The following is a 10,306-nucleotide window of genomic DNA, read 5'->3' as shown; positions in this document are numbered from 1 at the left end:
GCTTTAAACCAGAATTATTTAATTATTAATTATTAATAATTAATAATTGGGTAAAGCTATTTAATTTATCGTAAGATAGTCTTCGATGAAAGTTTGCAACCGTAGTTGGAAACTGTTCGCCAACTGCAAAATCTCTTGAGTAAAAGCAGTAGAAATTGCTTGTGATTTTTGAATCTCCTCGACAGTTTCTATCACGCTTTGAATATCACCATCCTCAAGCAAGGTAATTCAAGAATTGAGAATTGAGAATTGAGAATTGAGAATTACCTCTCCTTGAAAAGAAGAGGATTGACGAACAGGAAAATTTTGATTTATTATCCCCTTAAAAGGGGAGGCTTTAAACCACAATATTTCGGTAATTGTTGAAATCTGCAGAAAAAAGGGAATGAGTATCACTAAAAATAAAGATGACTTTCTTTTTTTAGGAGGAGTATATATTGACTCAGATTGTGACTTGGAGATGTTAGCCATAAGTATTCAAGCAAAATTAATTGTATAACAGGGAATAGAGAGAAGTAATTGATTGGATTTTGGATTTTTGGAGATGTCTAAAGATTTTTAACTAATATCGGCTTTGTTGGGGAAAAACCACATCCACATCTTCATAAAGGAGGCTGATATGGCAATGGAAATTAACGCTAGTCAAGTGAACCTCCATGTCTGTTTGATCGCTGATACCTGCTTCAAGAGAAGAAGCTTTTAGTTGGGATTTTCCTTTTTCATTGAGTTGATAGCAATCAAGATTCATAGTTGCAGATTCAATCAGAATATATTCTTTTAACGTATCCATCCGACGATAGTTTCTAAATTTTTTCCCTGCTCACAGTTTGCTGATATAGCGGTATGCGCAAGAGGCAAAGGCGTTTAAATATTCTCAACTGGAATTTCAATCATAAATACTGTACCTTCTCCAACTTGAGAATTAATACTGAGTGTGCCATTATGTTTGTCCACAATAATTTGATAAGCGATCGCTAACCCTAACCCTGTACCCTTACCAAGAGGTTTAGTTGTAAACATTGGTTCAAACAATCGCCCTTGAATTGGTTGGGGAATGCCAATTCCATTATCTGCGATTTGGATAACGATTCGTTCCTCGGAGGTTATTTGAGTTGTAATTTTAATTTTAGGAACTCGAGCGTGCAATTTTCCCTGAACTATTGCTTCATCTAGAGCATCAATGGCATTTGCTAGAATATTCATAAATACCTGATTCACTTGTCCTGGATAACACAGCACTGAGGGCAATAACCCGTATGATTTCAACACTTCAATTTGAGGCCGCTCCCCTTTACTTTTGAGACGATGCTGCAAAATCATCAGAGTGCTATCTAAACATTCATGCAAATTTGCCAGAGACTTAGTTTCACTATCTGAACGAGAAAATGTCCGTAGTGAGGTTGATATGTTCTTGATCATTTCAGTACCTAATCTAAAGGATTCTAAAATCTTTGCCATATCTTCTCGAACAAATTCTAAGTCCAAATCCTTAAGAACATTCTTTAACTTGGGTGAAGGTGTAGCATTTTCCTGCTGATACAAATCTAGAATCTCACTGATTTCAGTTATATACTCTTGCAGTGGCTCAATATTGTTGAGAATAAAGTTAATCGGATTATTAAGTTCATGGCCAATTCCAGCGATCATTTCACCAAGACTAGAGAGTTTTTCTTGCTGTACCAGTTGTACTTGGGCGTTTTGTAAGGCAGTAGTGCGATCGCGTACCTGTTCTTCAAGATATTCTGTCAGGTGCTTGAGTTGCATATGTACTTTGACTCTTGCTATAACTTCATCCTGTTCAAATGGTTTAGGAATATAATCAACTGCACCAAGGGTAAATCCCTTAGTTTTACTTTCTGTATCAGCAAGAGCTGTTGTAAAAATGATGGGAATGGATTTAGTAGCAGGGTTTTGTTTGAGACGGCGACAAGTTTCAAAACCGTCTATTCCTGGCATTTCCACATCAAGTAATATTAGTTCGGGGTGGTTCCTCTCTACTAGGGTTAAAGCACTTTCTCCATCCATTGCTACTCGAAAACGAAACCCTGCACCACGTAACGCTTCTGACAGTACAGATAGATTGGTGGGATTGTCGTCTACAATTAGAATGAATTTGGCATTTGTATTTGTTGACATGGTGGGGTTTATTGACTTACAGCAAAGCTATTTAATAAATGTTCAAGGCCACGCAATACATATTAAAAATATTGTGATCAAATAAAATATTTGACCCTAATTTAACTATTGTTTAGCCAAGTTTAACATAATTTTTTCATGACTTACGCAAAGTTACTAATTATAGTGGCAATACAGTATTATGAGGAGATTATAAAGGATATTATGTAGTAGTATGCGTCAGTCATATTTTCATAAACTTTTATTCTATCATCTCTAGTTCAATATTAATTAATAAATAAATTTTAAGAAATTTTAAGAAATATTCGTAAAATTTAATATAAACTATCAAGTAATCTGGCTAAAAATCAATAATAAAAAACAGGCGTTGGCGGAGCCTAGCAGCAGCTACATCGCTCTTTCTTGACAGTAGGAAATAAGTAAAAATTCATAGTATCAAGTTCAAGTCAAATTAATTAGAGTTATTGAAATGAAACTTCAAGCGAATCAGATTACCAGAATAATGATCGTATATTAAAGACGGATAAATTAATGAATTTCATAATTTTATGGAACCTCACATATAAAATTGCTATAAAAAGCACCAGAGCTGACCGCTAGTAGCTGTTTTCCTCGGCGACATGAATGGGGAGCATTCCGCAGGAAATCCTTATAATTAGGAAGTAGAGAAGACATGAGTTTGGAGATACAAGAAAATTAAATTTTATAACTGGTTTTTCCTTTAAAACCCAGGCTTACTTATACTTTCCAATACTAATTATATAGTTCTCAAATGGCTTCTATATGTATTAGACCTGCGTAAATCTTGATATTCAAAAGCTTCATGGTTAACTTTTTCCTTACACTAAATGTAATTCCTGCTCCAGAAAATTTATATATATAGTGTAAATTAATAATTCATCACACTAAATATAGAAAAAATCATATTAAGTCTACCATTGGAAATTCAATGGTTTATATTTATAGGTATAACTCTAACAACAATAGTCATTTTTTTGTGTTAATGTAAAATGTGAAAAATAAAGTCAAAAAAATAACTAAATGAATATAGTCGTTGTCTAAAAAATAACTGATAAAAGACAGAAAAAAAACAGGGAAAATTAACATCAACCAAATTAGTTAGAGCACAACTCCGTGAAACATTATTAGTTTAGTAAAGCTTGACAAATAAAAGTGCCATAATAAAATGATTCCTCAAAAACTGCAACTCAAAAATTTCCTCAGCTATCACGAAGCAAACCTAGATTTCACAGGTCTGCACACTGCCTGTATTTGCGGACCAAACGGTGCAGGAAAGTCCTCCCTATTAGAAGCGATCGCCTGGGCAATATGGGGAAATAGTCGCGCTGCCACTGAAGACGATATTATCAGTCTGGGAGAAAAAGAAGTTCGGGTAGACTTTACATTCTCTACCCACGGTAACATCTACCGTGTTATTCGAGGTCGTCGTCGGGGTCAGTCACCAACTCTAGAATTTCAAGTTAATACAGGTTCCCGGTTTAAAAGTCTGACTCAAAAAGGTGTCAGAGCAACCCAACAAAGCATTATCGAACATCTTAAACTCGACTACGACACATTTGTAAATTCAGCATATTTGCGTCAAGGTAGGGCAGATGAGTTTATGCTCAAACGTCCCAATGAACGAAAAGAAATTCTCGCCTCTCTCCTCAAACTCGACCAATATGACACCCTGGGAGAAAAAGCAAAAGATATTGCTCGGCAGTTTAAAGCAAAAATCGAAATACTCGAACAAAGTCTAGAAGCGAACCAAAAACAACTCCAACAAAAAGAAGCGATCGCTCAACAACAAACTAATCTAAAAGCAACTTTAGCTCAACTGCAAGAAAAACAAGAAACTGACAGACAACAACTCAAACAACTTCAAACACAACAACATGAGCGGCAAACCTGGGAAAAATTACGGCAAGGCCAACAACAACAATACGACAAACTTGTGCAAGAATGTTATCGCCTCAAACAAGAACTAAAAACTACCCAACAGCAACAAGATGAATTATTAGCAGTAGTAAAACAAGAAAATGAAATTAACGCTGGATATACTCATTTCCAAAACCTGCAAACTACTGAAGAAAAATTATCTGGCAAATTCAAAAAACACCAAAATGCTCTCAACCAACGTCAACAACTCCAGGAAAAACAACGGCAACAACTCCAGGCAGGACAAAACAAAATTCAGCAATGTCGAGCGCAATTAAATTCGCTCAAAGAACGGGAACAAGAAAACCTGCATATTTTAAGTAAACGTGCTGATATTGAAACCGCTCTGACAAAATTACAAGTAGCAAGAACAAAATTAAACGAACTAGATAAGTTGCAGGTAGAAGTTACTCCCCTAGTACAACAACGACAAAAATTACAAACTGAACTTGAAAAGGGACAGGCACGTTTGAGCGCTCGTTTAGAAGAACTTAATTCTAGAGTTTGTCAGCTACGACGAACTCAACAGCAAAAGCAACCTCAACTACAGGCAACATTGGAGGAAGTAGTCACAGAAATTGCTCAACTGGATAATAAGCGGGTTTATCAACAACGGGTGCGAGAAAAAGGTCAGGAAAGACATCAATTTCTGGAACGTTTAATTCGCAATAAAAAAGATTATGAAACCAGGCTGGGGGAACTAGACCAAAAGTTACAATTATTAAATCAAGGTAATGGTAATGGTAAAGTTGGAGTCAAAGAATATCCACCTTGCCCATTATGCGATCGCCCATTGGACGAACATCACTGGCATTTAGTGGTAGATAAACATCAAACTCAACAAAAGGAAATTAGAGACTTGTTGTGGGTAGCGCGGGAGCAACTGACTCTTTCTGAGCGAGAAATTCAGGTTTTGAGAACAGAATATCGGCAAATAGATGAGGAGTTGGCTAAATATGATGAGTTGCGAGAGTCCCGAGGTGGTTTACAAGTTCAGTTGGATAATATTAAAAAGGATGAAAGTTTGCTGCAAGAATTAGTAGAGGAAGTGGCAGAAGTTGAGCGATCGCTACATACAGGAGATTTTGCAGTTAATTTATATGCTGAAATTAGCACTTTAGAGCAGGAAATTCAACAATTTAATTATGATGATCGGAGCCATAGTTTAGCGAGGGAAGAGGAAAAGAAATTAAGGTGGGCAGAAATTAAGTATGGGCAAATTAAAGATGCGGAGACAAAATTAGGAAAAGTTCGTGATATGATGCCAGAAATTGAGGAGCAAATAGTTAATTTGGAACAAGATTTGGAGCAACAAAAACAAACTTCTCAAGTACAGCAACAAATTATGGTTGTTGAGAGAGAAATTTCTGAGATTGGGTATGATTTAGATGAGCATAATAATGTCAGATCGGAATTGAGAAAAGCACAATCTTGGTTAACTAGAATTGAAAAATTACGTCAGGCTCAAAAACAATATCCTCAGTTAGTAGAAAGAATAAATGAATTAAAGGAAGTTATAGAAAATCGACAGCAAGATTTAGCAGTAATTAAAGGTCAGATATCCGTTTTAAATCAACAGTTAGAACAAGCTCCAAACTTGGATGAAAAAATTATCTATTTAGACAAAAAAATTCAAGATCGTCGTCAGCAATTAGATGAACAGTTGGGAAGTTTAGGCAGAGTACAACAGCAGTTACAACATTTAGAAAATTTGCAAGCTCAGAATAGTCAACAATTAGAACAATTACAAACTACGAAACGGCAATATCGAGTTTATCAAGAGTTAAGTTTAGCTTTTGGCAAAAAGGGAATTCAAGCATTAATGATTGAGAATATTTTGCCTCAGTTAGAAGCAGAAACTAATCAGATTTTAGCAAGATTAAGTGCAAATCAATTGCACATTCAATTTGTGACGCAAAAAGCCACAAAAGGAAGTAAGAAAAATTCTAAATGGATAGATACATTAGATATTTTAATTGCAGATACAAAAGGAACAAGACCTTATGAAACTTATTCGGGAGGGGAAGCTTTTAGAGTTAATTTTGCCATTCGTTTAGCCTTGTCAAAATTATTGGCGCAGCGTTCCGGTACTGCGTTGCGAATGTTGATTATTGATGAGGGTTTTGGTACTCAAGACGCAGAGGGATGTGACAGATTAATTGCTGCTATTAATGCCATTTCTGCTGATTTTTCTTGTATTTTAACCGTGACTCATATTCCTCATTTCAAAGAAGCTTTTCAAGCTCGAATTGAAGTTAGTAAAACAGCCCAAGGTTCGCAAATTATGTTGTCGGTGTGAGCTTTACAGTGGTTTTAATTTGGGTGAACCACAGTAGGGGCGATTCGCTTTCTCGCCCCTACGATATTTTACTTGTGACGATGTGGTTTATTGATTTGAAAAGCCCTGTAAGCCTCAGATTGAGACTGGGTACGGGTTTAGTTACGCAAATAAACCGGGAGTTACAGACTGCGATCAGTGGTCTTCTGTGAAACAGGAAGCTAGCTCCAAAACTCATGCAATCATGTTTGGGTAAGTTTAGTAGAACGGTGTTACTATCATTAATGCGTTAGGTGGACCAGGAATGACATTATCTTTTGGACTAGCAGAAGAAATAGTTAGTAAAGAGTTAAATTAACGACAATAAAAAATTTAAGGGATAAAGTTCGTAGTTGGGCTTCAGCCCCAACTGTAGATAGGGCTAAAGCCCAACTACAAACAAAAACTTTTTTATAACTAATTATCCGAAGATGATATAATTCCCAGTGCTATAAAAAGTAGGGACGTTGTATACAACATCCCTACAGATAACTTAACTATGATTACACAAGAACTAATAATTAATTTTTAACTATAGCTCACCATACTGTGCTGTAAATTTTGACTTTTTACTTAGGTCAAACCGTTTGCCAGAAAAGCTTATCGATGTTTGTAACGACGACCTAAACCAGCCAAACCAGCTCCAATTACAGTAATTAAACCCATTAGTGAAGATGGTTCAGGAGTGCTGACTGAATCTGTATCATTAAGACGAGCTAAAGCTTCTTCACGGGTAGCAGGAACCCCACCAATATTCCTATCAGTTCGTACGCCAAACTGTTCTTCCAATTCTTGCTCACGCTGATTTTCAACTTCGGCAGCAGCAATTCGTTCCTGCATATTCTCCCGTTTCTCAGTAGCGATAGCTTCATCGATAAATGGAACAAGAGTTTCTTCAATCTCTCTGAGCAAGTCATTTTTCTGGTCAATTTGCTCCTGTTGTTGTACTACAACCTGAGCTTTTTGACGTTCTGCTGCATTGCGACTATCTATATCCTGTTGCTTTGCTATCTGTTCATTTTCACTAAGCACTCCGTTGTCAATCATTACTTGCTCCCGCTGATTGCGAGCAACCTCAAATAATCCTGCTTCAAACTCACGGCGCTGATACTCGCTGCCAATAGTTTTCGGATCGCCTACTTGCACCCCGTCAAAAGTATGAGTAGTGTAATCAATAATGTTCCCATCATTATCGTAAACAGGAATCTCTACAGTTAAATCTTCAGCGGTGTAGGTTTTGAAATTATTGCTATCTAAACCGTCTGGGCGATCGCTATCCCTCGCTTCTTCTTTCAAAGCATTGAAATACTGGTTAGCTTCATTTAAAAGATTATTAATAGATGACTGCTCAGTAGTACCATCAATTTGAGCGAGCAGATTTTGAGTCTCAATAATATTCTGTTCATAGAAAGCCTTTTCCTCTTCCTGAGCAGGAGTTAGGTTATTTTTCTTATTAAGCTTATCCAATTTTTGTTGAGAATTATCTCTGATATCTGCCAGCTTTTGTTGCAAGCTCCCATCATTAGAAGTATCGAAATGTTGATTGTAGAAATCGTTTAATTCCTGTTCTAATTGTGGCTTAGTATTTCTCGCATCAGCAAGTTCTTGGTTCAAATCATTAATCTTATTTTGAAAATTGTCTACTTGCTTCTGAAGATTGTCAATTTTTCCTTGACGCTCGTTTGCAACTTCAGTTTCAAAACCAGCAATAAGGTCATTAAAGAAAATCAGCTCCTGTTCTTGCTTTGCTAGACTACCATCGTTACGCAGTTCTATCCAATCTCCACCATAATTGTTCTGTAGAGCCAGCTTTTCTTGTAAGTTTAAATTTTCCCAGTTATTGTTTTGCTTATATTCATCCCAAGCTTCTTTTTGGGACTCAAGTTCTGCAACTGCAACATAAGCATCCTGAATGGTTTCGCTTGCTCCTGGCTTCGCCTGTTGGATAGCTTCCTCTAGGCTAGGAACATCATCAAGTTGACCTTGTTTTCGATCCCGTTTATCTTCATTGTCAATAATTTCCTGTGGGTTCTCACTAATAGTTTCCTCAACTTTATTCAGGTTGTTAACTATTTTATTGCGAGCGTTCAACTCTTTTCTAATCTCACTGTTAGCTTCTCCACCAGGAACTTTCTTGGCAGCATTATCATTGCTTCTGTTCAGAGGGTTAATTTCATCTTTTTGTATACGTTCAACTTCTTCCTCAGCAGCAAGTTGACGACTATTGTAAAGCTCTATGTTTGCTTGGTGATCATTGATTTTATCTTGATAATCTTCTACTTCACCTTGGAAATTATCAATTTGAGTTTGTTGATTGCTGATGGTTCCATCATATCCTTCTAGTTGTCCATCCCAAGGTTGACCATCCCAATCAAAGCCGTACCCTTCAGCAATTCCTCTGAGACTGTCAATATCTTTTAGAGGCTCTGGAGGAATTATTGCATCAAGACTAAATTTGAAGCCAAAAAACTCAGTTCCACCCAAAAATTCTCGATTAAACCCTTCTGCTGTCAGTTCTGTAGCAGTCAACATTTCAAACCCATCATTGGCAACCCTGTCACCTCCAGCAATCACGTTGTACCCTGTACCAGTACCATTAAAGTAAGGGTTATCTGCTCCAAGGCTACCATAGAAGTTACCCTCACTGGAATCAACTAAAGCTTCATAGTTATCAAGAGTACGATGCCCGAAGTTCTGCATCCCTACCCCTTTAGCAGCTACGTTTTTGTAAACCCCTAAACCTGAATCAGCACCGGAGTCTTGACTACCTGAAAAGTGAATAGCGTGGAGGTTTCCTGCTTCCATCGAGTCTTGGAAATTCTGACCCGCAGGAGTAAAGAATAAGTCTCCAGGGAAAATTTTATCTAAATTGCGGTCTAAACCCGTACCCAATAAAGGCATATTTCCACCAATAGCAACAAACATATCGTTACCATCTTGGAAAACTGCCATTCCAGTAAGGTCATAACTATCACCATCAGTCATATCTCCAATAGCATCTTGGCTATACTGCCATCCATCCACTCCTTCAAAAACTAGGGCCGTTCCGTCATTATTACATTCTAAAAATAAGCTAAAGACTCCATCATTCAGAGCAAAACCTTGTGCATCTTGAGAAGAAGCATTTAATAGTAAAGCAGTTAAGGCAACTTTTGTGCCGACGTTAATAATTCGTTTCATTGTGTGGTCGTGTGTGTGTGTGTTGTATTTAACTATTACTATATTCTCTTAGCCTCAGCTATTTATCGGTAATTTACATCGTCAAATAAAGTGATTTTTTTGTCATGTTTATGTGATCTAAATTATATATTAATTTTATTTAATTTTTTATGATTTAATCTCTAAACCAAGCTTTAATGCTTAATATATATGTGAATAATATTGAATTTTATAGGTTATAGATATTTACTCGCATAAAATATTTCTGCAATAAGAGCAATAAGTAATCTTTACTATGACTTGAATATTCTTAAAATGTTTTGATAGTAAATAATGTATTTTACAACTGTGTAATTACTGATAAATACAAATATTTTGTACTTAATAATACTTTAAATAGATTTCTCCTAAATACACTTGACTTGATTTATGTAAAAAAAACGGAGAAATTGGCATTGATATGATTTTACAGTTGGGTAAACTACAAAATTGGTAGAGACTTTGCATAAAAATTCCTATTTGAGATAGGCAATAGGCGACAGTTAGGGAGTACTAAACCCGCATTTCTCACAGACCCCCACGGGAATGGCTTATAAAAGCCATTTGGTATCTATTTAACAAGTTGCAAGTCCAACAGTCATCTGGGTTTGATGATTCTGGCAGCCATTTTTCCTAATTTTTGGGTCTCCTGAACCCCTACAGTTAGGATGGGATGCCGAGGTCTCCCGCTCTTGCAGAGCCGCTCCGAATTGCGCC

At 36.6% G+C, this 10,306-nt stretch carries 5 protein-coding genes; 1 reads left to right on the top strand and 4 read right to left on the bottom strand.

Annotation, left to right across the window (positions count from 1 at the left end):
* Positions 1 to 60: 60 nt before the first annotated feature.
* From ACP6PL_RS08115 to ACP6PL_RS08105, 3 genes are all read right to left on the bottom strand, one after another.
* Positions 61 to 195, bottom strand: coding sequence for a hypothetical protein (locus ACP6PL_RS08115; protein ID WP_426544372.1), 135 nt, complete (start codon positions 193 to 195; stop codon positions 61 to 63).
* A 367-nt stretch (positions 196 to 562) separates the two neighbouring features.
* Complete coding sequence (locus tag ACP6PL_RS08110) at positions 563 to 790, bottom strand: hypothetical protein (RefSeq protein WP_426544370.1); 228 nt, start codon at positions 788 to 790, stop codon at positions 563 to 565.
* Positions 791 to 864: 74 nt separating this feature from the next.
* Positions 865 to 2,136 (bottom strand): sensor histidine kinase, encoded by a 1,272-nt coding sequence (locus ACP6PL_RS08105; protein ID WP_426544368.1) that lies wholly within the window; start codon positions 2,134 to 2,136, stop codon positions 865 to 867.
* Positions 2,137 to 3,322: 1,186 nt separating this feature from the next.
* On the opposite strand from ACP6PL_RS08105, the gene sbcC reads away from it, so the two are divergent.
* On the top strand, positions 3,323 to 6,373 hold the full coding sequence (gene sbcC, locus ACP6PL_RS08100; RefSeq protein WP_426544366.1) for an exonuclease subunit SbcC: 3,051 nt from the start codon (positions 3,323 to 3,325) through the stop codon (positions 6,371 to 6,373).
* Between the two features lie 618 nt (positions 6,374 to 6,991).
* Here the strand turns inward: sbcC and ACP6PL_RS08095 are convergent.
* On the bottom strand, positions 6,992 to 9,571 hold the full coding sequence (locus ACP6PL_RS08095) for an XDD3 family exosortase-dependent surface protein (RefSeq protein WP_426544364.1): 2,580 nt from the start codon (positions 9,569 to 9,571) through the stop codon (positions 6,992 to 6,994).
* Between the last annotated feature and the right edge of the window lie 735 nt (positions 9,572 to 10,306).

The organism is Dapis purpurea BLCC-M126, assembly GCF_050015975.1.
Taxonomy (GTDB): Bacteria; Cyanobacteriota; Cyanobacteriia; order Cyanobacteriales; family Microcoleaceae; genus Trichodesmium.
Note: the sequence above shows the minus strand (reverse complement) of the source record. Positions and strands in the feature narration are given on the sequence as shown.